20 protein-coding genes, 6 tRNA genes and 1 pseudogene are annotated in these 23,472 nt (G+C 73.8%); 18 read left to right on the forward strand and 9 right to left on the reverse strand.

Going from position 1 to position 23,472, the window contains the following annotated elements:
• Positions 1–489: 489 nt before the first annotated feature.
• The 8 genes from ACFY93_RS03925 to ACFY93_RS03960 all read left to right on the forward strand — a co-directional run bounded on the left by ACFY93_RS03925 (position 490) and on the right by ACFY93_RS03960 (position 11,714).
• Positions 490–1,533 (forward strand): ATP-binding cassette domain-containing protein, encoded by a 1,044-nt coding sequence (locus ACFY93_RS03925; protein ID WP_391353317.1) that lies wholly within the window; start codon positions 490–492, stop codon positions 1,531–1,533.
• Positions 1,530–2,312 (forward strand): ABC transporter permease subunit, encoded by a 783-nt coding sequence (locus ACFY93_RS03930; protein WP_391353319.1) that lies wholly within the window; start codon positions 1,530–1,532, stop codon positions 2,310–2,312. Before ACFY93_RS03925 ends, ACFY93_RS03930 begins: the two co-directional genes overlap by 4 nt.
• Positions 2,313–2,400: 88 nt before the next feature.
• A complete protein-coding gene (locus ACFY93_RS03935; protein WP_391353321.1) occupies positions 2,401–3,228 on the forward strand; it encodes a MetQ/NlpA family ABC transporter substrate-binding protein in 828 nt (275 codons plus the stop codon).
• Positions 3,229–3,355: 127 nt separating this feature from the next.
• Complete coding sequence (locus ACFY93_RS03940; RefSeq protein WP_391353323.1) at positions 3,356–4,000, forward strand: GNAT family N-acetyltransferase; 645 nt, start codon at positions 3,356–3,358, stop codon at positions 3,998–4,000.
• A gap of 191 nt (positions 4,001–4,191) precedes the next feature.
• The gene (gene cbiE / locus ACFY93_RS03945) at positions 4,192–5,403 is read left to right on the forward strand and encodes a precorrin-6y C5,15-methyltransferase (decarboxylating) subunit CbiE (RefSeq protein WP_391353325.1); all 1,212 of its coding nucleotides are present in this window, start codon (positions 4,192–4,194) and stop codon (positions 5,401–5,403) included.
• 346 nt (positions 5,404–5,749) lie between these two features.
• Complete coding sequence (gene cobT, locus ACFY93_RS03950; RefSeq protein WP_391353327.1) at positions 5,750–9,289, forward strand: nicotinate-nucleotide--dimethylbenzimidazole phosphoribosyltransferase; 3,540 nt, start codon at positions 5,750–5,752, stop codon at positions 9,287–9,289.
• Positions 9,290–9,589: 300 nt separating this feature from the next.
• Positions 9,590–10,822 (forward strand): uroporphyrinogen-III C-methyltransferase, encoded by a 1,233-nt coding sequence (gene cobA, locus ACFY93_RS03955; protein ID WP_391353329.1) that lies wholly within the window; start codon positions 9,590–9,592, stop codon positions 10,820–10,822.
• A gap of 73 nt (positions 10,823–10,895) precedes the next feature.
• Positions 10,896–11,714, forward strand: a complete 819-nt coding sequence (locus ACFY93_RS03960; RefSeq protein WP_391353331.1) for a TrmH family RNA methyltransferase — start codon at positions 10,896–10,898, stop codon at positions 11,712–11,714.
• Between the two features lie 234 nt (positions 11,715–11,948).
• Here the strand turns inward: ACFY93_RS03960 and ACFY93_RS03965 are convergent, their stop codons facing one another.
• A complete protein-coding gene (locus ACFY93_RS03965; protein ID WP_391353595.1) occupies positions 11,949–13,256 on the reverse strand; it encodes a protein kinase in 1,308 nt (435 codons plus the stop codon).
• 624 nt (positions 13,257–13,880) lie between these two features.
• Between ACFY93_RS03965 and ACFY93_RS03970 the strand changes: the two are divergent.
• The 3 genes and pseudogenes from ACFY93_RS03970 to ACFY93_RS03980 all read left to right on the forward strand — a co-directional run bounded on the left by ACFY93_RS03970 (position 13,881) and on the right by ACFY93_RS03980 (position 15,622).
• Positions 13,881–14,071 (forward strand): annotated as a pseudogene (locus tag ACFY93_RS03970) (hypothetical protein).
• Between the two features lie 208 nt (positions 14,072–14,279).
• Positions 14,280–15,254, forward strand: coding sequence for a phosphotransferase (locus tag ACFY93_RS03975; RefSeq protein ID WP_391353332.1), 975 nt, complete (start codon positions 14,280–14,282; stop codon positions 15,252–15,254).
• A gap of 74 nt (positions 15,255–15,328) precedes the next feature.
• On the forward strand, positions 15,329–15,622 hold the full coding sequence (locus ACFY93_RS03980) for a zf-TFIIB domain-containing protein (protein WP_391353334.1): 294 nt from the start codon (positions 15,329–15,331) through the stop codon (positions 15,620–15,622).
• 46 nt (positions 15,623–15,668) lie between these two features.
• On the opposite strand, the gene ACFY93_RS03985 is transcribed toward ACFY93_RS03980, so the two are convergent.
• The 5 genes from ACFY93_RS03985 to ACFY93_RS04005 all read right to left on the reverse strand — a co-directional run bounded on the left by ACFY93_RS03985 (position 15,669) and on the right by ACFY93_RS04005 (position 16,151).
• Positions 15,669–15,740, reverse strand: a tRNA-Val gene (locus ACFY93_RS03985).
• Positions 15,741–15,785: 45 nt separating this feature from the next.
• Positions 15,786–15,857, reverse strand: a tRNA-Val gene (locus ACFY93_RS03990).
• A gap of 35 nt (positions 15,858–15,892) precedes the next feature.
• A tRNA-Val gene (locus ACFY93_RS03995) sits at positions 15,893–15,964 on the reverse strand.
• Position 15,965: 1 nt separating this feature from the next.
• Positions 15,966–16,039, reverse strand: a tRNA-Cys gene (locus tag ACFY93_RS04000).
• 39 nt (positions 16,040–16,078) lie between these two features.
• A tRNA-Gly gene (locus ACFY93_RS04005) sits at positions 16,079–16,151 on the reverse strand.
• A 156-nt stretch (positions 16,152–16,307) separates the two neighbouring features.
• Here ACFY93_RS04005 and ACFY93_RS04010 point away from each other — a divergent pair.
• The 3 genes from ACFY93_RS04010 to ACFY93_RS04020 all read left to right on the forward strand — a co-directional run bounded on the left by ACFY93_RS04010 (position 16,308) and on the right by ACFY93_RS04020 (position 19,183).
• Entirely contained in the window at positions 16,308–17,363 is a 1,056-nt protein-coding gene (locus ACFY93_RS04010; protein ID WP_391353336.1) for a chorismate-binding protein, read from the forward strand.
• Positions 17,360–18,181: an aminotransferase class IV gene (locus ACFY93_RS04015; protein ID WP_391353337.1), complete on the forward strand. Its 822-nt coding sequence runs from the start codon at positions 17,360–17,362 to the stop codon at positions 18,179–18,181. Before ACFY93_RS04010 ends, ACFY93_RS04015 begins: the two co-directional genes overlap by 4 nt.
• 144 nt (positions 18,182–18,325) lie before the next feature.
• The gene (locus ACFY93_RS04020; RefSeq protein ID WP_391353339.1) at positions 18,326–19,183 is read left to right on the forward strand and encodes a GNAT family N-acetyltransferase; all 858 of its coding nucleotides are present in this window, start codon (positions 18,326–18,328) and stop codon (positions 19,181–19,183) included.
• A 41-nt stretch (positions 19,184–19,224) separates the two neighbouring features.
• Here the strand turns inward: ACFY93_RS04020 and ACFY93_RS04025 are convergent, their stop codons facing one another.
• On the reverse strand, positions 19,225–19,749 hold the full coding sequence (locus tag ACFY93_RS04025; protein ID WP_391353340.1) for a DsbA family protein: 525 nt from the start codon (positions 19,747–19,749) through the stop codon (positions 19,225–19,227).
• Between the two features lie 239 nt (positions 19,750–19,988).
• Here ACFY93_RS04025 and ACFY93_RS04030 point away from each other — a divergent pair, with 239 nt between their 5' ends.
• The gene (locus ACFY93_RS04030) at positions 19,989–20,435 is read left to right on the forward strand and encodes a hypothetical protein (protein WP_391353342.1); all 447 of its coding nucleotides are present in this window, start codon (positions 19,989–19,991) and stop codon (positions 20,433–20,435) included.
• A gap of 267 nt (positions 20,436–20,702) precedes the next feature.
• Positions 20,703–20,855: a hypothetical protein gene (locus ACFY93_RS04035; protein WP_391353344.1), complete on the forward strand. Its 153-nt coding sequence runs from the start codon at positions 20,703–20,705 to the stop codon at positions 20,853–20,855.
• A gap of 41 nt (positions 20,856–20,896) precedes the next feature.
• On the opposite strand, the gene ACFY93_RS04040 is transcribed toward ACFY93_RS04035, so the two are convergent.
• Both ACFY93_RS04040 and ACFY93_RS04045 read right to left on the reverse strand, forming a co-directional pair.
• Complete coding sequence (locus ACFY93_RS04040; RefSeq protein WP_391353345.1) at positions 20,897–21,454, reverse strand: CGNR zinc finger domain-containing protein; 558 nt, start codon at positions 21,452–21,454, stop codon at positions 20,897–20,899.
• Between the two features lie 313 nt (positions 21,455–21,767).
• A complete protein-coding gene (locus ACFY93_RS04045) occupies positions 21,768–22,181 on the reverse strand; it encodes an SsgA family sporulation/cell division regulator (protein WP_003959770.1) in 414 nt (137 codons plus the stop codon).
• A 191-nt stretch (positions 22,182–22,372) separates the two neighbouring features.
• On the opposite strand from ACFY93_RS04045, the gene ACFY93_RS04050 reads away from it, so the two are divergent.
• Together ACFY93_RS04050 and ACFY93_RS04055 are read left to right on the forward strand one after the other, a co-directional pair.
• Positions 22,373–22,807 (forward strand): TIGR02611 family protein, encoded by a 435-nt coding sequence (locus ACFY93_RS04050; RefSeq protein ID WP_391353347.1) that lies wholly within the window; start codon positions 22,373–22,375, stop codon positions 22,805–22,807.
• Between the two features lie 207 nt (positions 22,808–23,014).
• Positions 23,015–23,086: transfer RNA gene (locus ACFY93_RS04055), tRNA-Val, on the forward strand.
• Positions 23,087–23,472: the final 386 nt, after the last annotated feature.

Consider the following 23,472-nt stretch of genomic DNA (forward strand, 5'->3'; position numbering starts at 1 on the left):
TGCCCACAGCACCGCGGTGGTGAAGGCCGCGTCCGAGCCCCGCTCCGTACGGCCTCCGGCACGTACCCGCTGGTCAGCGGCCCGGGCGCGGTCGGCCGAGCGGCGCGGCCTGGGCTGTCCACGGGAGTCCGCTATGCGGACACCGGTGGCCGACTCCCGTCAAGTGTCTGCTTTACTTGCCCGCATGACCACGACGAGCAACCGCATCCCTGCGACCGAGGCGACCATGACGCCCGGTGCTCGTTGTATGTGTCGAATGTGCGCCTTCTAGAGGGCCCCCGCACCACCACCCCGAGTCTCGCGCCCCGAAGCGAGCCGCCGCGCCCTGTCCGTCCCCGGACGTGACCGGGCCCGCCCCGCGCACACGTTTCTTCCTTCCTCCCGGCTGCCGACGCCCCGGCGAGAACCGTGCCGCGTTCCCGACCGAATGCACCCGTGCCCGGGCACACCCACGCCCCGCACTCGACAGTGACGGAAACGGAAACCCCAGTGATCACGACCACGGACCTGACCAAGGTCTACCGCTCGCGCGGCCGTGAGGTCACCGCCCTCGACGGCGTCGACCTGCACGTCCGCGAGGGCGAGGTGTACGGCGTCATCGGCCAGTCCGGCGCCGGGAAGTCCTCGCTCATCCGCTGCGTCAACCTCCTGGAGCGCCCCACGTCCGGCACCGTGACCGTCGCCGGGACGGACCTCACCGCCCTGGCCGGACGCGGACCGCGTGCCGGGCGGGAACTGCGCCGGGCCCGCAGCCGGATCGGCATGGTCTTCCAGCACTTCAACCTGCTGTCCACGCGCACCGTCCAGGACAACGTCGAACTGCCCCTGGAGATCCTCGGCGTCTCGGGGAGGGAACGTTCCCGCAAGGCGCTGGAGCTGCTCGACCTCGTCGGACTCGCCGACAGGGCCAGGTCCTACCCGGCCCAGCTCTCCGGCGGCCAGAAGCAGCGGGTCGGCATCGCCCGCGCCCTGGCGGGCGACCCGAAGGTGCTGCTCTCCGACGAGGCGACCAGCGCCCTCGACCCGGAGACCACCCGCTCCATCCTCGGGCTGCTGCGCGACCTCAACCGCCGGCTCGGCCTGACCGTCCTGCTCATCACGCACGAGATGGACGTCGTCAAGACGGTCTGCGACTCGGCCGCCCTGATGCGCGACGGGCGGATCGTCGAGTCCGGCACCGTCGGCGAACTGCTGGGCACTCCGGGCTCCGAACTGGCGGCGGCCCTCTTCCCGGTGAGCGGCGACGCCTCCGCCGACGACCGGACCGTCATCGACGTCACGTTCCACGGGGACGCCGCGACCCAGCCGGTCATCTCCCAGCTCTCGCGCACGTACAACATCGACATCTCCATCCTCGGCGCCGCGATGGACACGGTCGCCGGCAAGCAGGTCGGCCGGATGCGCATCGAACTGCCCGGCCGCTACGAGGAGAACGTCGTCCCGATCGGCTTCCTGCGCGAGCGGGGGCTGCAGCTCGAGCTCGTCGAGAAGCCCGCCCGGACGCCCGTACTGGTGAAGGAAGGTGCCAAGTGACCTGGTCGGAGATGCAGCCGCTGCTGTCCGAGGAGGGCTGGAACACCTTCTACATGGTCGGCTGGTCCACCCTCATCGCGATCGTCGGCGGCCTCCCGCTCGGTGTCCTGCTGGTCCTCACCGACCGCGGCGGACTCCTGCAGAACGTGCTCGCCAACAAGGTCATCGGGCAGATCGTGAACGTCGCCCGCTCGCTGCCCTTCATCATCCTGATGGTCGCGCTCATGAGCTTCACGCGCTGGATCACCGGGACGACCATCGGCCGTGAGGCCGCGATCGTGCCGCTGGCCATCGGGGCCATCCCGTTCTTCGCGCGGCTCGTCGAGACGGCCGTCCGCGAGGTGGACGGCGGGCTCGTCGAGGCCGTGCAGTCGATGGGCGGCAACACCTGGACCGTCGTGCGCAAGGTCCTCGTCCCCGAGTCCCTGCCCTCGCTGATCTCCTCCGCGACCACGACGGTCGTCGCCCTCATCGGCTACTCCGCGATGGCCGGCACCGTCGGCGCCGGCGGGCTCGGAGACCTCGCCGTCCGGTACGGCTACCAGCGCTTCGAGACCGAGCTGATGTGGATCATCGTGGCCGTCCTGGCCGTGGTCATCTCGGCCATCCAGTTCGCCGGCGACTACGCGGCGCGCTCCCTGGACCGGCGCGGCGGACGCTCAGGCCCGGCACCGAGGCTGCGGTTCCTGAAGGCCGGCGAGTCCGCCCGCACAGGCCCCCGCCCCGGCGGCCCCGCGACGGCCGAGGCCGCGAAGGCGGACGCCGGCAGGACGGTCTGACCGCCCGGCACCAGGCGCCCGCACCCCCGAAATCTCCCCCGGCGCACCCGGCCGGGGGCGCACCACCCCTGAAGGAAAGGCACTTTTCGTGCGTAACACCGCCAAGATCACCACCGCTGTCCTCGCCGCCGGAGCCCTCACCCTGGGCCTCACCGCCTGCGGCTCGGACAAGGACGCCGCCTCCGGCACGAGCGGCCCGCTCGTCGTCGCCGCGAGCCCCGTCCCGCACGCCGAGATCCTCGACTACGTCAAGGACCACCTGGCGAAGAAGGCGGGCCTCGACCTGGAGGTCAAGGAGTTCACCGACTACGTCACGCCGAACACGGCGACCGAGGACGGCTCCGTGGGCGCCAACTTCTTCCAGACCCAGCCCTACCTCGACGACTTCAACAAGAAGAACGGCACCCACATCGTGTCCGTCGTCGACGTGCACCTGGAGCCCCTGGGCCTCTACTCCCACAAGGCCGAAAAGGCCGGCGACCTCAGGAGCGGCGCGACCGTCGCCGTCCCGAACGACACCGTCAACGAGGGCCGCGCCCTGCAACTGCTCGCGGCCCACGGGATCATCACCCTCAAGGACGGCGTCGGCACCTCGGCGACCCCCTCGGACATCACCGAGAACCCCAAGAACCTGAAGTTCAAGGAGCTGGAGGCGGCCCAGACGCCGCGCTCCCTCGACGATGTCGACGCCGCGGTGGTCAACGGCAACTACGCGATCGAGGCGGACCTGAAGCCGGCGAAGGACGCCCTCGTCCTGGAGACCGCCAAGGGCAACCCGAACAGCAATCTCCTCGCCGTGAAGAAGGGCAACGAGGACGACCCCCGGGTGAAGAAGCTCGCGAAGCTCCTCACCTCGCCCGAGGTGAAGAAGTTCATCGAGGACAAGTACGCGGGATCCGTCCTCGCCTCCTTCTGACACACCGTCTGCACCCCCACCGCCGCCGGGCGGTGGGGGCGGACCCCGTGGTGCGACCGAGTGCGTTCATGCTGCATGCTGGGCAGTTCAGCTGGCCCGAAGGTTTCCGAAGGTTACGGAGCGGCGCATGACTACAGCCCTCTCGGGGTTTCCCGACATCTCCATCAGCACGGAGCGGCTGGTGTTGCGCGCCCTCGACGAGGACGACGTCCCCGCCCTCGCCGAGATGATGAACGACGAGCAGATCGCCGCCTGGACCGACGTGCCCCAGCCCTTCACCGAGGACGGCGCCCGCACCTGGATCACCGAGTACGCGCCCGCCGAACGCGCTGCGGGCCGGGGCCTGGACCTCGCGGTCACCGAGTTCCTCACCCAGCGGCTGGTCGGCGTCATCCAGCTGGGCAGAACGGACTGGCGGCTGCGGGCCACCGAGCTCTCCTACATCACCGCCTCCTGGGCGCGCGGCGAGGGCTACGCGTCCGAGGCGGCGCTCGCCACCGCCCGGTGGCTGTTCAGCGACCAGAAGTTCGAGCGTGTCGAGATCCGCACCGCCGCCGACAACGCCGCCTCCCAGCAGGTCGCCCAGAAGATCGGCTGCATCAGCGAGGGCGTGCTGCGCAACGCCTGCATAGCCCACACGCGCACCGAGGACGGCGGCTGGGCCGACCTGCGCACCGACTTCATCGTGTGGAGCCTTCTCCCGGAGGACCTCGAGGGCAACGAGCGGCTCGCGGACCCGAGCGGATTCACCTCGTACTCCGACTGGAACTGACCCCCGGGCCGCCGGCCCCGGCGGGTTCGGGCCGTCCCACGGCGGGCGGCACCGGGACGGCACGGGCCCAGGACGCGCGGGAGGGCTCCCACACCCTTCGCGGCGCGGCCCGGCTCCACCAGGTACCCTCACCAAGCCCGCGTACGGGCTGCCCCGCACGACCGCGAAGAACCCCCTGGAGACTGACGACGATGGCCGACCGGGTCACGGTGATCGGCTGGGACGGCTCGCCACTGACCGCCGCGGCGCTCTCCGCCCTCGGCGCCGCCACGCTCGTGGCCGGTGCCGCCCACCACCTCGCGCTGCCCGAGGTGCCCGCCGCCGCGGAACGCGTACGGCTCGGCAGCGTCGCCCTCGCCGCGCGCCGCATCGCCGGCCACCGGGGCACCGCCGTCGTCCTCGCCGACGGGGACCCGGGCTTCTTCGGGGTGGTCCGCACCCTGCGGGCCCCCGAGTTCGGCCTGGAGGTCGAGGTCGTGCCCGCCGTCTCCTCGGTGGCCACCGCCTTCGCCCGCGCCGGAATGCCCTGGGACGACGCACAGGTGGTCGTGGCACACCCGCGCACGCTGCGACGCGCGGTGAACGTATGCCGGGCACACACCAAAGTGGCCGTCCTCACCTCGCCCGGCGCCGGACCGGCGGAACTCGGCCTCCTCCTCGACACGGTGCACCGCACCTTCGTCATCTGCGAGGAACTGGGCACCGAGCGCGAACAGGTCACCGTCGTCACCTCCGACAAGGCCGCCGACCACACCTGGCGCGACCCCAACGTCGTCATCGTCATCGGCGGCTTCACCGCCGCGGCCGAGGGCGGCGGCTGGATCGCCGGCCGCGACCCCGGCACCGGCCCGCGCGGCTGGGCGCTGCCCGCCGAGCTGTACGACGGTGAACTCGGCGAGGGCGAGGGCGAGTTGCTGCGCGCCGCCCAACTGGCCCGGCTGGGGCCCCGGGTCGGCGACCTGGTGTGGGACATCGGGTCGGGCAGCGGCGCCTTCGCCGCCGAGGCCGCGCGTGCCGGCGCCGCCGTCATCGCGGTCGACCGGGAGGCGGACGCCTGCGCCCGCACCGAGGCCGCCGCCCGGCGCTTCGGCGTCCAGACGCAGACCGTGCGCGGGAGCGCGCCGCACGTCCTGGAGAACCTCCCCGAGCCCGACGTCGTACGCGTCGGCGGCGGGGGAGCGGCCGTGGTCTCCGCCGTCGCCGACCGCCGTCCGCGGCGCGTCGTGACGCACGCGGCGACCCGTGACGCCGCCGAACTGATCGGCAGGACCCTGACGGAACACGGATACCGGGTCGAGTGCGCCCTCGTGCAGTCCGTCGAACTCGACACACGGGCCTGGACGGAGAAGGAGCGGAGCGTCGTGTTCCTGCTCAGCGGGGTACTGCCTGATCGCGCCCCGTGATCGTGTTGTCGTACCGCGCGAGGTAGGCTGGCCGATCGTTGTACCGCTCCCGCATGTCCGATATTCCGTCGGCCAATGTCCGGAAAACGCACCCGTTTTGGGGTGCGTGTGGTACGGCATGAACCGGAGGACGCGCAACGTGGCGCAGTCCACAGCGGACCGTCGCGGATCAACCTGTCGCGAGGACCGGACGACCGGGACAATGCCAGTTAATGGCTTTGTCGTCTTTGTTGGCCGGTCGTTCGTGCCGCTGGGCACGCACGCTCGTTCTTCACTGTGGGGCGGTCGGTGCGCCGTTCCGGGCGAGCTGGACTTGGAAGCACTAACCGATGGGCGAGGGGTACGCATGACCGACACCGGCCAGGTCCCGGGCGAGGGGCTGCCGGAGAACGCAGGCATGGTGGAGCAGTCCGGCGTCCTCACGCCGGGGGCGTACACCTACCTCGAGCCCTCCGAGAGTCCCGCCGACGAAGACGATCTGCTCCTGATGCCGGGCGCCCAGGGCGCCTGGGGCAACGAGGCGCCGCAGCAGGCGCCCGCCGTCCACGAGCCGGGACCGCACGAGACCGCGGGCCGCGACAGCGGTTCCGTCGACCTCGGCGGCGTCCGGCTGCCCGAGGCCGCGGCGCCGCAGCCCGTGCCGCCGCGCCGCCCGCTGCACCTGGGCCCGCCGACCCCGGACGTCTCCGCGAGCCCGGTGCGCTCGCTCGCCGACCGCGGCCCCGCGGGCGCGCCCGTCGCCGCACGTCCCGTACGGCAGCCGGGTCCGCCCACGACCGGCCCTGAGTACCTCGACACCCGGCACCTCGGCGAGACTCCGCCGCAGGGCGCCATGCCGTGGGGGGCGCCGGACACCGGTACGGGCGGCCTCACCGACGCCCAGCCGGTCCCGGAGCCCGCGCCGGCGCCCCCGGCACCGGAGGCGGCCGCGCCGGAGCCCGAGCCCGAGGCGCTCCAGAACCCCGACGGCACATTTCCGGCCGATGTGCCGGGCGTGGAGGCACCGGCTCAGGAGATCCCCGCGCAGGCCCCCGCCGTCGACACCCCCGCCGTCGGCGCCCCGGACATCGCCACCCCGGCCGTCGAGGCCGCGGCAGCGGTCGAGGCCGCCGCTCCGGAGACCGGGACCGAGGCCGACGCCACTTCGCAGCCGGTGCACACGATCCTGGAGGACGACGCCGCCGCACACGCGGGCGACGCGTCCGCGCAGGAGGCGGCGCCCGTGCCGCCGGGCGAGCCGCACCTCGCTCCCGCACCGGAGCCCGCCGCTGTCGCGCAGCCGGACCAGCCGTCCCCGGTGGCGGCCCCCGGCATCCACCTGATCGACACCCTGCCCGCCGCCGAGCAGCCCGTCGAGGCCGCCTACGTCGTGGACGCGGCGCAGGAGCCCGCCCCGGCCGCGCAGCCCGAGGACGCCCAGGCGGCGTACGCGGAGCCGCGGACCGAGGACGCCGTGTCCGTCGTCCACGAGGGCGCCGTCGCCCCGGCGCACGCACCCGGCGCGATCCCCGGTCAGGGAGCTGGACCCGTCCACGGTGAGGCGGAGGTTCCGGTCGCCGGTGCCCCCGGCCTGCCGGGCGTACCGCTCGGCCTCCCGCAGGAGCCCGGCGCGGACGACTCCCTCGGCCGCTTCGTACCCGTCGAGGGCCAGGTGCCGACGACCCCGCACCTCGCACCGACCCCGCCGCACCCCATGACCGTCGTGCCCCTCCCCGTGGACGAGGGCCGGGCGACCGGAGAGCAGCCCCCGGCGACGGAGCCGGACCCGGCCCCCGAGGCGGGCGTGGACGTCCCCGCTCCCGAGGCCGCCGACCCCGCGCCGCCGGCCCCCGAGACCGCCGACCCCGCGTCCCTCGCCCCCGAGGCCGTCGCCGACGTCGCGCCCCTCGACCCCGAGGCGGTCGCCACTCCTGCCGCACCGACCGGGCAGACCGGGACGCCCGCACCGGAGCCGGTGGGCCAGGAGCCCGTCACGGTCCCCGTCCCCGCCCCCCGCGAGGCCGAGGCGGCCGCGGCACCCGCGCCCGCGGCGGAGCCGGTGGCCGAGCCGGACGCCGAACCCGTAGCCGCACAGCAAGCGGACGACCTGGACACCCAGGGCGCCGACCAGGAAGAGAGCACGGCCCCTGTGGAAGACGTACGAGAGTCCACCGGTCCGGCCGCGCCCGGTTACGACGACGCCGAGCGCGAGGCGGTCCTGCGCGTGATGCGCGAGCGCCGTGACATCCGCAACGGCTTCCGCGCCGACCCGATCCCGCACGACGTCCTGCTGCGCGTCCTGGAGGCGGCCCACACCGCGCCGTCCGTGGGCCACTCGCAGCCCTGGGACTTCGTCGTCATCCGGTCCGCCGAGACCCGGCGGACCATGCACGAACTGGCGGCCCGCCAGCGCGAGGCGTACGCCAAGTCGCTCCCCAAGGGCCGCGCCAAGCAGTTCAAGGAACTGAAGATCGAGGCCATCCTCGACACCCCGGTGAACATCGTCGTCACCGCCGACCCGACCCGCGGCGGCCGGCACACCCTGGGCCGCCACACCCAGCCGCAGATGGCCCCGTACTCCTCCGCGCTCGCCGTGGAGAACCTGTGGCTCGCGGCCCGCGCCGAAGGACTCGGCGTCGGCTGGGTCAGCTTCTTCGACGAGCGCGAGATGGTCCGCGAACTGGGCCTCCCCGACCACCTGGAGGTCGTCGCCTACCTCTGCGTCGGCTACGTCGACGAGTTCCCGGACGAGCCCGAGCTGATGCAGGCCGGCTGGTCCAAGCGCAGACCGCTGTCGTGGGTCGTCCACGAGGAGACGTACGGCCGCCGTGCCCTGCCCGGTGAGGAGCCGCACGACCTGCTCGCCGAGACCGTCTCCAACATCCGGCCGCTGGACGCCAAGGCGCTCGGAGAGGCCTGGGAGCGGCAGAAGCGCATGACGAAGCCCGCGGGCGCGCTCGGCATGCTGGAGATCATCTCGGCGCAGCTCTCCGGACTGTCCCGGCAGTGCCCGCCCCCGATCCCCGAGCCCGCGGCCGTCGCCATCTTCGCGGGCGACCACGGCGTCCACGCCCAGGGTGTCACCCCGTGGCCGCAGGAGGTCACCGCCCAGATGGTGGCCAACTTCCTGGGCGGCGGCGCGGTCTGCAACGCCTTCGCGAACCAGGTGGGCGCCGAGGTCTGCGTCATCGACGTCGGCGTCGCCTCCGACCTCCCGGCCACCCCGGGCCTGCTGCCGCGCAAGGTCCGCGCCGGCACCGCCGACATGACGACCGGCCCCGCGCTGAGCCGCGAGGACGTCAGGGCGGCCATCGAGGTGGGCATCGAGACCGCCCGCGACCTGGTGGCCGCGGGCAACAAGGCCCTGCTCACCGGAGAGATGGGCATCGCCAACACCACCGTGTCCGCCGCCCTCATCTCCGTCTTCACGGGCGTCGACCCGGCCGAGGTGACGGGCCGGGGCACCGGCATCAACGACGAGACGCTGGCCCGCAAGACCGAGGTCGTGCGCCGCGCCATCGAGCTGCACCAGCCGGACCCGGCCGACCCCATCGGCGTCCTCGCGGCGATCGGCGGCCTGGAGCACGCGGCCATGGTCGGCCTGCTGCTCGGCGGCGCCTCCCTGCGCACTCCGGTGATCCTGGACGGGGTGAGCGCCGGAGCCGCGGCCCTGGTCGCCCGCGCCATCGCCCCCGAGGTCCTGGCGGCCTGCATCGCCGGTCACCGCAGCGCGGAGCCCGGTCACGTGGCGGCCCTCAACAAGCTGGGCCTGCGCCCCCTGGTCGACCTCGACCTCCGCCTCGGCGAGGGCACGGGCGCCCTGCTCGCGCTGCCGGTCGTCCAGAGCGCGGCGCGGGCGATGCACGAGGTGGCGACGTTCGACTCGGCCGGCGTCACCGAGAAGTAGCAGCATGGACGGGGCCGGACCGCGAGGCCGGGCCCCGTCCCCCTGCGGGCCGGACCGGGGCCGTGACCGGGCCGGGGGAACCACCCCCTCCGCTCATCGTCCCGTCCGTGTCCTAAAATCCGCACGTCAGGGGCAACTCCAGCGCCGCAGCGGCCCCGTCCGGCACCGCCCCGGTGCCGTCCCGCACCGCCGGAACCGAACCGCCCGGATGCGGACCCGGACCCGGGCGATGCCGCACCGCCCGGACCGCCGGACCGCGTCGCACCGTCCGGACCGCCCCGCACGAGGAGCCGTACCGCCATGGCCGAACACCCCGCCTACCCCGTAGGCCTCCGCCTCGCCGGTCGCCGCGTCGTCGTCCTCGGCGGCGGCCAGGTGGCCCAGCGCCGCCTCCCCGCCCTGATCGCGGCCGGCGCGGACGTCCACCTCGTCTCTCCCGACGCCACCCCCTCCGTCGAGGCGATGGCCGACGCCGGAGAGATCACCTGGGAGCGGCGGGCCTACCGGGACGGCGACCTCGCCGACGCCTGGTACGCCCTGATCGCCACCGGCGACACCGGAGCGAACACCGCTGCCTCCGCCGAGGCCGAGCGCCACCGCGTCTGGTGCGTCCGGTCCGACGACGCCGACGCGGCCACCGCCTGGACGCCCGCCACCGGTCACAGCGAGGGCGTGACCGTGGCCGTGCTCACCACCGACGCCCGGGGCCGCGACCCCCGGCACACCGCCGCGATCCGCGATGCCGTCGTCGAGGGCCTGCGCGACGGCACCCTCGTGGCCCCGCACCACCGCACCCGCACCCCCGGCGTCGCCCTGGTCGGCGGCGGGCCCGGCGACCCGGACCTGATCACCGTTCGGGGCCGCCGCCTGCTCGCCGAGGCCGACGTCGTCATCGCCGACCGCCTCGGCCCGCGCGACCTGCTCGCCGAACTCCCCCCGCACGTCGAGGTGATCGACGCGGCGAAGATCCCGTACGGCCGTTTCATGGCCCAGGAGGCCATCAACAACGCGCTGATCGGGCACGCCAAGCAGGGCAAGTCGGTGGTCCGGCTCAAGGGCGGCGACCCCTTCGTCTTCGGCCGCGGCATGGAAGAGGCCCAGGCGCTCGCCGAGGCCGGCATCGCCTGCACCGTCGTGCCGGGCATCTCCAGCTCGATCTCCGTCCCCGGCGCCGCCGGAATCCCGGTCACCCACCGGGGAGTCGCCCACGAGTTCACCGTGGTCAGCGGGCACGTGGCGCCCGACGACGAGCGGTCGCTCGTCGACTGGGCGGCGCTCGCCAGGCTGCGCGGCACGCTCGTGGTCCTCATGGGTGTCGACAAGATCGGCCGGATCGCCGAGACGCTGATCGCCCACGGCAGGGCGCCCGGCACCCCGGTCGCCCTCGTCCAGGAGGGCACGACGGCAGCGCAGCGCCGCGTCGACGCCACCCTGGAGACGGTCGCCGAGACCGTCCGCGCCCAGGACGTGCGGCCCCCCGCGGTCATCGTCGTCGGCGACGTGGTGAACGTGGGCCCGCACGCCCCGGCGTGACCACCGGCGCCCCGGCCACCCCGCGCAGCACAGGATCACAGGACCACCAGACCCAGGACGAGGCAGCACACCCGTGGCCGAGCTCATCACCATCGAGGACCCCGACGACCCGCGTCTGCACGACTACACGGGCCTGACCGACGTCGAGCTGCGCCGCAGGCGCGAGCCCGCCGAGGGACTGTTCATCGCCGAGGGCGAGAAGGTCATCAGACGGGCCGCGGACGCGGGTTACGCCATGCGCTCGATGCTGCTCTCCGCCAAGTGGGTCGACGTCATGCGCGACATGATCGACGGGCTCGCGGCCCCGGTGTACGTGGTCGACCCGGTTCTCGCCGAACGGGTCACCGGCTACCACGTGCACCGCGGCGCCCTCGCCTCCATGCAGCGCAGGCCGCTGCCGACGGCTCCCGAACTGCTGCGGACGGCACGCCGGGTGGCCGTCATGGAAGCGGTCAACGACCACACCAACATCGGCGCGATCTTCCGCTCGGCCGCCGCCCTCGGCATGGACGCCGTGCTGCTCTCACCGGACTGCGCGGACCCGCTGTACCGCCGCTCCGTGAAGGTCTCCATGGGCGCCGTCTTCTCCGTGCCGTACGCGCGCCTCGACGCCTGGCCGCGGAGCCTGGAGTCGGTCCGCGACGCCGGGTTCGCCCTGTTCGCGCTGACGCCGGACGAGAAGGCGGTCTCGCTGGACGAGGTGGCCGCGCACCGGATGGACCGGGTCGCGCTGATGCTCGGCGCCGAGGGCGACGGGCTCACCCGGCGGGCCCTCGGCGCGGCGGACACCTGGGTCCGCATCCCGATGGCCCACGGCGTCGACTCCCTGAACGTCGGCGCGGCGGCCGCCGTCGCCTTCTACGCGGTGACCGCGGGCCGGCCCACGGCCTGAGCCGTCCCGGGGTGTGGCGGCGGGCCGAGCCCGGCACGGAGCCGCGGGCCCGCCCCGGCATGGAGCGGGGGCCCGCCCCGGCATGGAGCGGGGGCCCGCCCCGGCATGGAGCGGGGGCCCGCCCCGGCACGGAGCGGCGGTCCTGATCCCGGGAGCGGCGGGCCCGAACCGGCCCGGGACCGGGCAGCGTGCCCGAGCCGCCCGGGACGACCGGGCGCGGGCCGGGGCGGAGGACTACTCCTCGCCGCTCAGCTCGCTCCAGTACCGCTGGGCCATCATGTCCTCGCCGGTGAGCGGAGCGTAGCCCTGCTCCTGCCGTACGCCCTCACGCCCGCCGCCGTCGTCGAGACCGCGCGCCGGCCCCTGGCAGCCCTGGGCCGCCGCGATGCCGAGCGCGACCAGCAGCGTGACCACGATGAACACGAACAGCCGCTGGCGCAGCAGCCGCGGGTTGGCCGGCCGCCGCCCCGTACCGGTGGGCCGGGGGCCAGGGCGCCCCGTACCGCTGCGCGGCGCGGGCCTGCCACCGGAGCGCGTGGTGTTGCGTGCCGGGGCCGGACGCGCGCCGGAGCGGGAACCGCCGCCCGTCCGGGGAGAGGGAGCACCCTGCGCCGGACGCCGCTGGGTGCGCTGCTCGGCGTACTGCTCGGCGAGGCGTCCGGTCGGCCGGTCCGGGTCGGTGCGCGGCCCGGGCGGCCGCACGTCCGTGAGCCCCTGCGCCTCGCGGGCGGCGATCTCCTTCAGCCGCAGCGACAGCTGGAGCGTGCTGGGCCGCTCCTCGGGGTCCTTGGCCAGACAGGCGCGCACCAACGGCGCCAGGGCGTCGGGGACGCCGTTCAACTGCGCCTCCTCGTGCACCACCCGGTACAGCATCACCTCCGAACTGCCGTGTCCGAAGGGGGAGTCCGAGGTGGCCGCGTACGCGAGTGTCGCCCCGAGCGCGAACACGTCCGTGGCCGGGGTGACCGCGGCGCCGCGCACCTGCTCGGGCGCCAGGAACCCGGGCGACCCGACGGCCGTACCGACGTGGGTGAGGGTCGAGGCGCCGGTCGCCCACGCGATGCCGAAGTCGATGATGCGCGGCCCCTTGGGGGACAGCAGGATGTTGGAGGGCTTGAGGTCCCGGTGGACGACACCGGCCTCGTGCACCGCGACGAGCCCCTCCGAGAGGGCCGCTCCGACCGCGGCGACGTCGGCCGCCGCCAGTGGGCCCTCCTCGGCGACCTTGTCGTGCAGCGAGGGCCCGGGAACGTACTGCGTGGCGAACCACGGCCGGTCCGCCTCCAGATCGGCGGCGACGAGCCGGGCCGTGCACCCGCCCCTGATCCGCCGGGCCGCCGACACCTCCCGCGCGAAGCGCGAGCGGAACTCCTGGTCCTCCGCCAGGTCGGGCCGGATCACCTTGAGCGCGACCCGCTGGCCACGCCGGTCGGAGCCCAGGTAGACCACGCCCATGCCGCCCGCGCCGAGCCGTCGGTGAAGCCTGAACGAGCCGACGACACGCGGGTCCTCGCGCCTCAGGCGCATCATCGCCATGTCCATCCCCGCTGCCCGGTCCGTTTGACGAGCCACAGCTTACGTTTCCACGGCCGGGTGCGCGCAGAGGCCGCGCCCTCACGACCCGATCGATTGTCCGCGTCCGGCGGCGTACGTGAAGAACGGTCAGGGTCCTTGCCTGCCCTGCGCCTTGGGGGTGCAGGTGTCCTCAACCGGCGCACCGCGCAGGGTGGTTGGGGTGGAGGCGGACGAACGGGGGGAGCGGGACGTTGTGCCCGGGGGCGGGCCGGACCCCCACGGCGCGGGGGAGGCCCGGCCGGGCCGGGGAGGGGGCGGAGCCGTACCTCCCGGCGCCGTGGAAGTGAGCGAAGTCACCCGGAGCGCCCAAGGGCCCGGCGGCCCGGCCGAGGACGGCGCGGAACGGACGGCGCACACCGGACCTCCCCCTCCGGGAAGACCCTGAGGACCGGGCCCGTTTCTCCACCCAGGGGAGTACTCGCCAGGTCATCGCTCATCCTCCGGGAGGCCCGGCAATCGGTACGAGGGCATGACGCCCGGCAGCCTTCGCACGCCTAGATTTGAGGTCGAGCGGCGGGTGGCAGCACTCGTCCCCCGAGGTCAGACACCCGCCGCTGCCCGACACGACAGAGACTCGGTCAGGAGAGGACCATGGCTCACGCGGCACAGCGGACGATGATCCGCACGCAGGGACGCAAGGCGTACGCCGTACGGGCAGCCGCCACCCCCTGGTGGCGACCGCGATGGTCCTTCCCCTGGCGGCCCTGTTCGTGGTCGTCTTCGGCGGCTGGGAAGCAGTGGTCACACAGGCGTCGTCCGTGGGCGTGATGCTGGGGCGCTGAGCGGCGCCCCGGGCCCGGATGAGCGGTCCGGGCGGGGACATCCGGCCATGAAACCCCGTGGGGACGGGGGTGCGGCGGACGGCGCACGTGCCCGCGCAGCTGGGGAGCTGCGCGGGCACGTGCATGTCCGCCCACGGGCGGCTCGAGGGCATCGGCCGCGTAGGGTCGTAGGCGCATCTGTACACGTGACGCGGACCCGGGAGCGGTGTTGACCGTCGAGGCGCTGGTGCCCGTACTGACCGCGCGGGCGCGGGGGGAGGCCCACCCGGACGGCGGCCGCTGCGCGCACGCCGACACGGTGCTCGCCGAGCGGCCGGACGGCACGGTCGTACGGCACGACGGCACCGTCGCCAAGGCCCACGCGCCCGGCACCGACCCCGCCGCACTGACCCGGCGTCTCGCCGTGGCCGCAGACCCCGCGCTCGGGGACACCCTGCTCGCCCCGATCCGTAGGGCGCCCGTCGGCCTGCACGGGCGCCTCGTCACCTTCTGGCCGTACGGCGCCCCCGTCGACCCCGACGACCCCGAGGCCGCCCCCTGGGAGGCCGTCGGCGCCCTCCTGGCCCGGCTGCACCGAACGCCCGTGCCTGACGGACTGCCGCCCATGCGTGGCCCCGTCAAGGCGGCCCGCGCGATCACCCGGCTGCGCGCGGCGGGCCCGCACCCCGCCGCGGCCCCGGTGCTGCGGGCCTGGTCGCGGCTGCCCGGCTGGGCGCGCGCCGAGGCCCCGATGCCGGCCGGGCCCCGCGCCCTGTGCCACGGCGACCTGCACCTGGGACAGCTGGTGCGCCGCCCCGGGGACGCCCCGGTGCCCGGCCCCGGCGCGCCGGCCGCGGGGGCGTGGCTGCTCATCGACGTGGACGACCTGGGCGCCGGTGTGCCGGCCTGGGATCTGGCCCGCCCGGCCGCCTGGTACGCCTGCGGTCTGCTGCCCGCCGGGGAGTGGCTCCGCTTCCTGACCGCCTACCGGGACGGCGCGGGCCCCGCCGTCCCGGCGGACGGCGACCCCTGGCCCGCCCTGGACGTGGCCGCGCGCGCCCTGACGGTGCAGACCGCCGCGCTCGCGATCGCCAAGTGCGCCGCGGCGGGGCGCCCGTTGGACGAGGTCCAGCAGGCCGTCGTCGACGCCTGCGACCGGATGGACCCCGCCCCGGACGAGTCGCCGCGGGGTGGTCCGACGTAAGGTGCAACCGTCCGAGGCCGGACAGTGTCTGTCCTGGCGGAAGCAGTACCGAACGGCGAGGAGTTGAGCCGAGCATGCAGTGTCCGAAGTGCCATGCGCCGATGCACACCTACAACCGCAACGGCGTACAGATCGAGCAGTGCAGCGGCTGCCGCGGGATCTTTCTCGACTACGGCGAGCTGGAGTCGCTGACGCGCCTCGAGTCCCAGTGGCAGCAGCCCGCCCCGCCGCCCCCGTCCGCTCCGCAGGCCTATCCGTCCGCGCCCGCCTGGGGCGCCCCGCAGCACGGCGGCCACGGCGGTCATGGCGGTCACTACGGCGGTCACCAGCGCCACAAGAGCTTCGGGCACATGCTCTTCTCGTCCTGACACACGAAACCCCCGGCCGTACGAGACGGCCGGGGGCTTCGGACTGTGCGCGATACTGGGATTGAACCAGTGACCTCTTCCGTGTCAGGGAAGCGCTCTCCCGCTGAGCTAATCGCGCGGGACAGGAGCCCGGCGAACCGGACCCGTGGTGCTGCGTGGTGCGTGCGCGATACTGGGATTGAACCAGTGACCTCTTCCGTGTCAGGGAAGCGCTCTCCCGCTGAGCTAATCGCGCGGGGATCCTCGCGGATCGAAGTCCTTGCGGACCAGTGGACGATACTGGGATTGAACCAGTGACCTCTTCCGTGTCAGGGAAGCGCTCTCCCGCTGAGCTAATCGTCCTTGGAGGTGGAGACGGGATTTGAACCCGTGTAGACGGCTTTGCAGGCCGTTGCCTCGCCTCTCGGCCACTCCACCAGGAGTGCGGGGGTTCGGGAAGATCCCCCACTTCCAGCGAGCGGACGACCAGGTTCGAACTGGCGACCTCAACCTTGGCAAGGTTGCGCTCTACCAACTGAGCTACGTCCGCGTGCCGTTTCCGGTGCGCTTGCGCGTCCCGGCGACGTGTTGAACTCTAGCGGATTCCGGGGCCAGTACAAAAACGCGTTTGTGCAGCGTGCTGCGGTGTGCCCGCGCGGCGACGCGGCCGGGTCGCCGCGCAGGTCACCCGTCCTACACTCGCCGTGTGCCCGAGCTACCCCCTCTCGCCCGCTTCGGCGGCCTCGTCGCGACCGGACTCCTCGACGTCACCAGCGACCCCGCGGCCCTGGACTCCACCGGGTTCTGGGCCGTCTGCGCCGACTTCGAGGGGTCGCTGACCTGCGCCCGCTTCCGGGATGTCCGCCCCGAGCCCGTGCCCGCTCCGGTGCCCGGCGCCTGGCGCGGCCCCGCCACCGGGGACTGGACGACGTCCCTCGACCGCGCCGCGTACACGGCGGGGGTCCGCCGCATCCGCGAGCACATCGCGGCGGGCGACGTCTACCAGGCGAACCTCTGCCGGGTGCTGTCCGCGCCCGTCGCGGCCGGCGCGGACGTGGACGCGCTCACCGCGCTGCTGGCGCGCGGCAACCCCGCCCCCTACGCAGGAACGATTCGCCTCCCCGGCCACGGCGTCGAGATCGCCACCGCGTCCCCGGAGCTGTTCCTGCGGCGCGCCGGCGGGACCGTCGAGTCCGGGCCCATCAAGGGCACCGCCCCCACCGAGGGGGAGCTGCTGGAGAAGGACCACGCCGAGAACGTGATGATCGTGGACCTCGTCCGCAACGACCTCGGCCGCGTCTGCGCCACCGGCAGCGTCACCGTGCCCGACCTGTGCGTCGTCGAGAAGCACCCCGGGCTCGTCCACCTCGTCTCCACCGTCCGGGGGGAGCTGCGCGAGGGCGCGGGCTGGCCGGAACTGCTCGCCGCCTCCTTCCCGCCCGGCTCCGTCACCGGCGCGCCCAAGGAGAGCGCCCTGCGGATCATCGACGCCCTGGAGACCACACCCCGCGGCCCCTACTGCGGGGGCGTCGGCTGGGTGGACGCCGACCGCGGCACCGGTGAGCTGGCCGTCGGCATCCGCACCTTCTGGATCGACCGCGCCGAGGGGGCCCTGCGCTTCGGCGCGGGCGCCGGCATCACCTGGGGCTCCGACCCCGAGGGGGAGTGGCGGGAGACCGAACTGAAGGCATCCCGGCTCCTCGCGATAGCGTCGGGAGAGTACGAGGACACGCACTGGGCGAGTGGAGGAAACCGCACGTGAAGATCTGGCTCGACGGCGGACTGCAGGACATCGGTTCCGCCCGTGTCTCCGTCCTCGACCACGGGCTGACCGTGGGCGACGGCATCTTCGAGACGGTCAAGGCGGCCGAGGGGCGGACGTTCGCGCTCACCCGCCACCTGGACCGGCTGACCCGCTCGGCCCGCGGCCTCGGGCTGCCCGACCCCGACCTCGACGAGGTGCGCCGCGCCTGCGCCGCCGTCCTGGACGCCAACCCGATGCCGCTCGGCCGGCTGCGGATCACGTACACCGGCGGCCACGGCCCGCTCGGATCCGACCGGGGCGAGCAGGGCCCCACCCTCGTGGTCGCCCTCGGGGCGACCGACCGCCGTCCCGACTCCACGGCGGTGATCACCGTGCCGTGGACCCGCAACGAGCGAGGCGCCCTCACCGGCCTGAAGACCACCTCCTACGCGGAGAACGTCGTGGCCCTGGCCCGCGCGCGCGAACAGGGCGCCACCGAGGCACTGTTCGCGAACACGGTCGGCGACCTGTGCGAGGGCACCGGATCGAACGTCTTCGTCGTCCTCGACGGCGAGATCCACACCCCGCCCGTCGCCTCCGGCTGCCTCGCGGGCATCACCAGGGCGCTCACCGTCGAGTGGACCGGCGCCAAGGAGACCGACCTGCCACTGGACGTCCTGGAGCGCGCCGAGGAGGTCTTCCTCACGTCCACGCTGCGCGACGTGCAGGGCGTCCACCGCGTCGACGGACGCGAACTGCCGGGCGCGCCGGGCCCGGTGACCGCCAAGGCCATGCGCGTCTTCGACGAGCACGCGGGCCACGACCTCGACCCGTAGACGCTTCGAGGCCGCTCCGGCGGCGCCGAGGGCCCGGACTCTCGGTGGGCGCCGGATCCCCGGAGCCGGAGCCCCGTGATCCGGATTGCCGGGATCCGGAATACCGGGATGACGGGGCGCCGTCGGACGGGTACAACACCCCTGATGACCACCACCCTGCGGCCGACCGAGCCGCTTCAGTCCGCCGCCGACGGAACGCGCTCGCGCCACTACCAGGTGTGCGTGAACAGCCGCCCCGTCGGCGTCATACACCTCGGTACCTCCGCCGCCCTCGGCGACTCGGTGGCCGTGATCCACGAGCTGCGCATCGACGTGCCCGACCGCCGGCGCGGCCGTGGCACGGTGGCCGCGCTCGCCGCGGAGGAGGTGGCGCGCGGCTGGGGCTGCCGGCAGATCGAGGCGGGCGTCGACGTCGTGGCGGACGCCGACGCCGAGGCGGGCACCCGGCTCGCGCAGGTGCTCGGCTACGTCCTGCGCAACCGCGGCATGACCAAGCGGCTCGGCGACACCGCGCCCGGCCTGCCCGACGGCAGCCGCGCGCGGCCCATGACAGACGACGAGTACGAGGCCTGGCACGCCCACGAGTCGGAGCGGTACGCCCGCACCTGGATGGAGCGGGGGGTGCCCGAGGCCGCCGCCCGCGCCAAGGCGCGACGGGACCACGAGACGCTGCTGCCGCAGGGGCCGGACACCGAGAACATGGTCTTCAGCGTGGTGGAGCACGAGGGGGAGAAGGTCGGCATCCTCTGGCTCGCGCTGCGCGAGGACCGCGCCTACGTCTTCGACGTCGAGGCCGACCCGGCCCACCGCGGCCGCGGGCACGGCCGCACGCTGATGCTGCTGGCCGAAGCCCAGGCGATCGCCGCCGGCCGCCGCCTGCTCGGCCTCAACGTCTTCGCGGGCAACACGGCGGCCGAGCGGCTCTACGAGTCGCTCGGCTACGAGACCACGCGGCACGCCTACTACAAGCCGCTGCTCCAGGTGTACGGCCCAGCGCGGTGACGCGGTGCTGTGGTGGTGCAGCGGATCCGTGGTGCGGTGGCTCAGGCCTCCTGGGCGGTCGCCAGCAGGCGGTCCGCGATCTCCTCGATGCGCTCGCGCAGTCCCGCCTGGCTCTTGCCGCCGTCCAGGCGCTCGCCTCCGATGACGTACGTCGGGGTGCCGGTCACGCCGATCGCCTTGCCCTCGGCCTGATCGGCGTCCACGATGAGGATGTGCCGTCCGTCGATCAGGGCGGTGTCGAACTCCTCGGCGTCCAGGCCCAGTTCCCTGGCCACCTCGACCAGCAGGGGCTCTCCCCGGCGGGCCAGCTCCTCCGTCCTGGCGAGCACCGCCTCCGCGTACGGCCAGCCCTTGCCCTGCTCCGCGGCCTCCTCGGCGGCCTGGGCGGCGGCGAAGGCGTGCTGGTGCTTCTCCAGCGGGAAGTGCCGCAGCCGCAGCTCCAGCCGGTCGCCGTAGCGTGCGCGCAGGGCGCGCAGATCGTCGAGGGCGCCATGGCAGTCCGGGCACTGCAGCTCGCACCACACGTCGAGGACGGGGACGGCGCGGGCGGGGGAGGAGTCGCTCATGGTCACAGTCTTCCAGGCCCTGGCCGGACGCCCCAAACGGGACCGTCCCGCCCCCGCCCCGCCCTCGCCGTGCCCCCGTCGCGCTCACCGCCGGGAGGCGCGGACCGGGACTCCGGGAGGACGGCGACCCGGAGATCTCCCTGAGGTCTGCCCGGGGGCGTGGCACACCGCAGGTGCGGCGGTGCAGGATGGAAGGGACGAACCACCCCGCCCGACCGAGCACCTGCCTGGAGGACCGGATGATTGCCGAGACCGTCTGTTCCGCCGTCTCCGCGGCCGGCCTGGGCATCGCCGCGGTCACGGCCTACCGCAAGCGTTTCCTCGCCGCGGCGCGCGTCGCCGCCTATGCCCTCGTACCCGTCGGGCTGGTCATGACGGGCATCGTCGGCTGGCTGGCGGACACCGCTTTCAGCCCCACCGCCTGGGCGGGCTTCGCCGTGCTCGGCTGCGCCTGGCTGCTCTTCATGATCACCAGGGCGGTGGAGCGGCGCGGTGGAGGGACCCGCAAGGAGCGCAGGGCGGCGCGGGCCGCTCAGCGCGAGGCCGCCGCGCCCGGGGCCCCGGCGTCCGCCCTGGAGCCCGCTGCGCGCCCGGCCACCCGCCGCCCCGGGGCCGAGCCCCGCTCCTCCCAGGGCGCGGACGACTTCAGTGACATCGAGGCCATCCTGAAGAAGCACGGCATATGAGACCGACGGCCCGGACGCGCGGCGTGCAGACAGTGAGGCCGCCTCGTCCGCACCGTCTGCACGCCGCCCCGTCCGCACGTCCGCACGTCCGTCCACGCGTCCGTGAGGCACTCCGGCATATGACGCGCTGAAACGACACAGCAGATCACGCGACGGCGGGTAAATGATCACGTTCGCTCGTGCCCGCAGCGGATCTTGGTGAACTACCGGTCACTCCGGGCGTGTTGATCGCGAGGCGGGCCCACGCTGAGTCATCATCGCCGCGAGATGCTGGACACAACACAGAGCGAAACCGCCGCCCCTCCCGAGGAGCGACGGGGTTGTCTCTTCGCGCTCTCCCAGCCACCGCTGATGATCTTCCTTGCGGTAATCGGCTGTCTGCTGCTCATCGCTTCGCTGCACGACCTGCTGCTGCTCTGAGCCGTATGCGAAGCCCCCGGCGTCACCCGCCGCGGGCTTCGTCAGCCCGCCGCCTCCTTCCGCCGCGCCCGGTACGCCGCCACGTGCAGCCGGTTGCCGCAGGTGCGGCTGTCGCAGTAGCGCCGCGAGCGGTTGCGGGACAGGTCGACGAAGGCGCGCCGGCAGTCCGGCGCCTCACAGCGCCGCAGCCGTTCCTGCTCGCCCGCCACCACGAAGAACGCCAGTGCCATCCCGCAGTCGGCGGCGAGGTGATCCGCGACGGAGGCACCGGGCGCGAAGTAGTGCACATGCCAGTCGTAGCCGTCGTGGTCGGTGAGCCGGGGCGTGGTCCCGGCGGCGGCGACCAGGTCGTTGATGACCAGCGCGGCGGCGCGCGTGTCGGCGGCCGCGAAGATCCCGGCGAACCGCCCGCGCACCGCTCGTACGGCCGCCAGATCGCGCTGCGACAGCACACCGACATCGCTGACCTGGTGATTGCGTACGAAGTCCTCGAGGGACGCGAGCGTGGTGAGCCCGTCCGCAGTGTCGTCCTCCGGTGCGGTGTTCACCAGATCGACCACGGTGTCGAGGGCGCACCGGGTGTCGTGGGTGATCAGCACGTTTCGCTCCCTGGCCTGGGGGTCGGGCCGGCGCCCGCCCGGTGCTGGCCGATGGTAGTGGCTCCACGGCGCGGACGGCCGGGCGCGGTCCCCGTCGGGGGCCGGACGGGGCCCGGCCGGGGCCCGGCGCGCACACGAAGCACGGACCCCGGCGGGTGACCGGCAGCGCCGGGCCAGGGCGCGAGAAGGACCCACCGGCGCCGCCTCCGCGGAGTTCCGCGGCCACAGCGCCGGTGGGTCCTGTTCTGTGCGGTTGTCTGAGCCCGAGCCGTCTCCCCGAGTGGACGGCGCCGGGCGGCTTGGAGGGGCCTCGCTAACTCTCGGCCAGGATGTGTGACAGCTCGGTGTCGAGATCGAAATGGCGGTGCTCCGTGCCGGGGGGCACGGCGGCGTCCGTCCGCTTCAGGAACGACTCCAGGGCCCGCGCCGGGGCCTCGAGCAGTGCCTCGCCCTCGGGAGAACTCAGGGCGATGCAGACGACTCCCTGACCATGACTCCGGGACGGCCAGACTCGGACGTCGCCGGTACCGGTGGGCCGGTGCAGGCCCTCGGCGAGGAGGTCGCGGGCGAACACCCACTCGACGGTTTCCTCGGCTCCGGTGTGGAAGGTGGCGTGCACGGCGTAGGGATCGGCCGTGTCATACCGCAGTCCTGCGGGAACAGGCAGTGAGGACTCGCTCGACACAACGAGGCGCAGGTGCAGCTCGCAGCTGACCGTGGTGTTCATAAGCGCCAGGGCCTTTCGCTCAGTGTGCGCTCGGGGATTCGCACGTCGGCGAAATCGACATGCCACCTACGGTGCCGTTGTAAACCCCTCTGCGTGTTTTGCGTGTCTTTAGGTCGCTCGTCCGGCCGAGAGGGCGTTCGCGAGGTACCACCATTCCGGTGACTGGTTTCTCTCGGGTAGGGTTGGGATCCATGAATACGGGGAGTGACGAGCCGGTTGTGGCCGACTTGGCCACCGGTGGAACGAAGGCGGAGCCGGCGCTCGGTTCGCGGGCGCCGGAATTCATCAAGGCCCGGCGGGCCCTGCACCTGAGCTGGCAGGTGGGCGTCTTCGTCGTCGGCCTCGCGGTCGTGGCGGCGGGCGTGGTGATGCTTCCGCTGCCGGGGCCCGGCTGGCTGGTGATCTTCGGCGGCATGGCGATCTGGGGGACCGAGTTCGTCTGGGCCCAGCTGGTGCTGCGCTGGACGAAACGCAAGGTCACCGAGGCGACACAGCGCGCGCTCGACCCCACGGTCCGGCGCCGCAACATCATCCTCACGTCCGTCGGCCTGGTGATCGCCGCGGTCGGCGTGAGCGTCTACGTGTGGCGCTTCGGCTTCGAGATGCCGTGGCGGATCAAGGAATGACCGGGCGGGCGTCCCGGCGGACCGCGGTCCGGCCGGCCGCGTCCTGTCCGCGCCGCCGCGCCCTGCCGGCGCCGCCGTGCTTCGGCGGTGCGCTGCCCGCGACCGCCCGGCGCCGGTCCGCGGCCGCCCTCGGCGTCCGGCCCGCACCGCGGTCTGACATCCGGTCCGGACCACCGTCTGACATGGGGTAATGTTCTCTCTGCGCCCGGGCGATTAGCTCAGTGGGAGAGCGCTTCGTTCACACCGAAGAGGTCACTGGTTCGAACCCAGTATCGCCCACGCCCGCGACAGGCGGCCCCCTCCACCACATGGTGGAGCGGGCCGCCTTCGTCATTGTCCCGGGCCGCTCACCGTCACCGCCGGTCAGGCCCGGGGCCGTTCCGGAGAGTGCCACGCAGGGTGCTCCGTCGCCGCCCGGGGCTTCGCTCGGGACGCGCCCCCATTGCCACGCTCCGTCACGCCACGTGACGTCCCGCCGCGTCCCGCCACACCTCACCCGGCCGATCGCCGGCACCGGCCCGGTCCGTTCGGCCCGTCGGTCCTCCGCGCCCGACCTGCACGGTCGGGCGCGGAGGGCCGACGGGAGTCCCGGCCGCGGTGAGGTGCTGCCGAACCGCAACACATGAATTCCTGTCCGAATCATTGACGTGCCCGGAGGGCCTCCG

This window comes from Streptomyces sp. NPDC008313, assembly GCF_042956125.1.
Classification (GTDB): Bacteria; Actinomycetota; Actinomycetes; order Streptomycetales; family Streptomycetaceae; genus Streptomyces.

What these genes read in the sequence shown, in the direction of transcription:
- ACFY93_RS03940 (WP_391353323.1), top strand. Translation starts at nt 3,356, where the DNA reads ATGACTACAGCCCTCTCGGGGTTTCCCGACATCTCCATCAGCACGGAG.
- ACFY93_RS03980 (WP_391353334.1), top strand. Translation starts at nt 15,329, where the DNA reads ATGCAGTGTCCGAAGTGCCATGCGCCGATGCACACCTACAACCGCAAC.
- ACFY93_RS04035 (WP_391353344.1), top strand. Translation starts at nt 20,703, where the DNA reads ATGCTGGACACAACACAGAGCGAAACCGCCGCCCCTCCCGAGGAGCGA.
- cbiE (WP_391353325.1), top strand. Translation starts at nt 4,192, where the DNA reads ATGGCCGACCGGGTCACGGTGATCGGCTGGGACGGCTCGCCACTGACC.
- ACFY93_RS03965 (WP_391353595.1), bottom strand. Translation starts at nt 13,256, where the DNA reads ATGGACATGGCGATGATGCGCCTGAGGCGCGAGGACCCGCGTGTCGTC.
- ACFY93_RS04030 (WP_391353342.1), top strand. Translation starts at nt 19,989, where the DNA reads ATGATTGCCGAGACCGTCTGTTCCGCCGTCTCCGCGGCCGGCCTGGGC.
- cobT (WP_391353327.1), top strand. Translation starts at nt 5,750, where the DNA reads ATGACCGACACCGGCCAGGTCCCGGGCGAGGGGCTGCCGGAGAACGCA.
- cobA (WP_391353329.1), top strand. Translation starts at nt 9,590, where the DNA reads ATGGCCGAACACCCCGCCTACCCCGTAGGCCTCCGCCTCGCCGGTCGC.
- ACFY93_RS04020 (WP_391353339.1), top strand. Translation starts at nt 18,326, where the DNA reads ATGACCACCACCCTGCGGCCGACCGAGCCGCTTCAGTCCGCCGCCGAC.
- ACFY93_RS04025 (WP_391353340.1), bottom strand. Translation starts at nt 19,749, where the DNA reads ATGAGCGACTCCTCCCCCGCCCGCGCCGTCCCCGTCCTCGACGTGTGG.
- ACFY93_RS04045 (WP_003959770.1), bottom strand. Translation starts at nt 22,181, where the DNA reads ATGAACACCACGGTCAGCTGCGAGCTGCACCTGCGCCTCGTTGTGTCG.
- ACFY93_RS04050 (WP_391353347.1), top strand. Translation starts at nt 22,373, where the DNA reads ATGAATACGGGGAGTGACGAGCCGGTTGTGGCCGACTTGGCCACCGGT.